Annotated in this window: 3 protein-coding genes and 1 pseudogene; 3 read left to right on the top strand and 1 reads right to left on the bottom strand. The window is 57.4% G+C overall.

Annotation, left to right across the window (positions count from 1 at the left end; all coding sequences use genetic code 11):
- Positions 1–40: 40 nt before the first annotated feature.
- Positions 41–124: pseudogene (locus tag ACP69S_RS22005) on the bottom strand (hypothetical protein); the annotation flags it as partial.
- A gap of 313 nt (positions 125–437) precedes the next feature.
- On the opposite strand from ACP69S_RS22005, the gene ACP69S_RS22000 reads away from it, so the two are divergent.
- From ACP69S_RS22000 to ACP69S_RS21990, 3 genes are all read left to right on the top strand, one after another.
- Positions 438–818, top strand: a complete 381-nt coding sequence (locus tag ACP69S_RS22000) for a hypothetical protein (RefSeq protein WP_426000852.1) — start codon at positions 438–440, stop codon at positions 816–818.
- Positions 819–962: 144 nt separating this feature from the next.
- Positions 963–1,118: a hypothetical protein gene (locus ACP69S_RS21995; protein WP_426000850.1), complete on the top strand. Its 156-nt coding sequence runs from the start codon at positions 963–965 to the stop codon at positions 1,116–1,118.
- Between the two features lie 493 nt (positions 1,119–1,611).
- Positions 1,612–1,829, top strand: a 218-nt coding sequence (locus ACP69S_RS21990) for an RHS repeat-associated core domain-containing protein (protein WP_426000854.1), incomplete at its 3' end; no start/stop codon positions are given.

Genomic DNA, 1,829 nt, shown 5'->3' with positions numbered 1-1,829 from the left:
CCCTCGAACATCGGCGCTTGCAGCACCGCAAAATCGCCGCCTAGATATCAACCCCAGATGAGGCCAACCCTCCGCTAAATCCGCGACCCGGCTGTCTCAAAACTTCTGACGACGTACAGTTGTCGTAGGCGCACCAACCGACGGGCGACATAACATCGAGATGGTCGCTGCTGGGGACGCGCGCGTCGGCCAAGCGCTTGGACGTGTCGATGCGATAGGCGGAAATAATGTAGCGATTAGCGACTCAGTATTTACGGCACCAGGTGCGAGCTTTGAGAGAACGGGTGATCATGAAATTGGCCATGCCGGGGGACTCAGGCACCCAAATGACCCCTCCAACACACTAACTGTACCTACAGAAAATCTTATGTCTCAGACGGCGTTATCGAGTTCGAAAACGTTAACGGAAGACCAACTGAGGGCTATGAGGTCGATGCATGAATAGGGTTGTGGCGAATTACGTAATATTTGCGCTAAGTCTTACTCTGGCACTGTCTCAGACGGCCTGTGCATCTGCGCAAAAAATGGTGCCTGGAAATCCACGCGTGGTGCTGCTTGATGCTAATGCCAAGTTGGCGGTTTTGACGATCAATGGAATTGAAATATTTGAAGGATCATTGCGATCTCAAGATGACTCTACGGGGATTTCGAAGATAGTCACTATTAAGCGAAGTGAAAAATATGACATTCGGCTCATTGTAGATGGAAAGGTGATTTCAGATCTGGTGCCTGGCGGTGATGTGGAAACGATATACATCTCTCCAAGCTCTAAAACGCCGATTAAATCAAGCAATTCAAGCTCATTGTTGATTGATTAGGTGCGCGCGTTGGCGGCAATCATCGCCGATTGGCCGCTCCACGCGGCGGCCAGGGCGTAGGTGCAGATTCGTCGGGCCCTGTGTCGGCCGTCGAAAATCCTCAGCATCGGGTGTAGCCTGGCCTCAGATCGAAAGGGCCTTGCCATGACGCCTTCGCAGACCACGCCCCAACCTGGCGACCGCCTCGTCGCCGCCATCGAGGCGCAGACGGTGGCGATCGGCCGCGCGATGGAGCGTTCCGTTCTGATTCTGATGGCGGCCGCCACGGTGGGCGTGATCATGGTGCTCGTCGCCGCTTGAGCTGGCTGAGGCCGTCCTCCAGCGGGCGATCATGGCGCCAAATCGCCCCAACCCGAGGGGGCTGTCCCCGTGCCGGAAGACCGCCTTGGGCGGTGATCTCAGAACCCGCCAAGTCCTCCGAAACGACCCCGGCAAATGAGGGCAGGAAGGAAGGGCACGTCACGCACACCTGCGGTTCAGCTAGTGCATTGAAAAGCCGAGATAATATTTTGAAAAGGGTGTCATACTTTGGTATGACATTTTTGGCCGGATACCGGTTATCGAGCAAAAACAGTCGGTTAGATGTCATACCAAGGTAGGCGCGGCTCAGCCGGCCGTGGTGGTCCTGGCGGCGATCAGGGCCTTGGCGCGCCTGGCGCGCTCGAAGTGGCGCTGCCAGCCAGCAGGGCTCGATCATCGCCACCACCGACAGCGCCGCCGCGGTGACCACCACCACCAACACCTATGACGAGTACGGCATTCCCGCGCGGGCAACAGCGGCCGCTTCAAGTTCATCGGCCAGGTCTGGCTGCCCGACTTCGGCGCCTATCATTACATGGCCCGCGCCTATTCGCCCACGTTGGGGCGGTTTCTCCAAACCGACCCCATCGGCTATGAGGACGACTTCAACCTCTACGCCTACGTTGGCAACGACCCGCTCAACAAGACCGATCCGACGGGGAACATCGCTCTTCCCTTGCCCTTGCTTGCTGCTTGCGCGGGGCCACAAGC

The organism is Caulobacter sp. DWR1-3-2b1, assembly GCF_049895765.1.
In the GTDB taxonomy this organism is placed as follows: Bacteria; Pseudomonadota; Alphaproteobacteria; order Caulobacterales; family Caulobacteraceae; genus Caulobacter.
The sequence above is the reverse complement of the archived record's forward strand: the minus strand, read 5'-3'. Positions and strand labels throughout refer to the sequence as shown.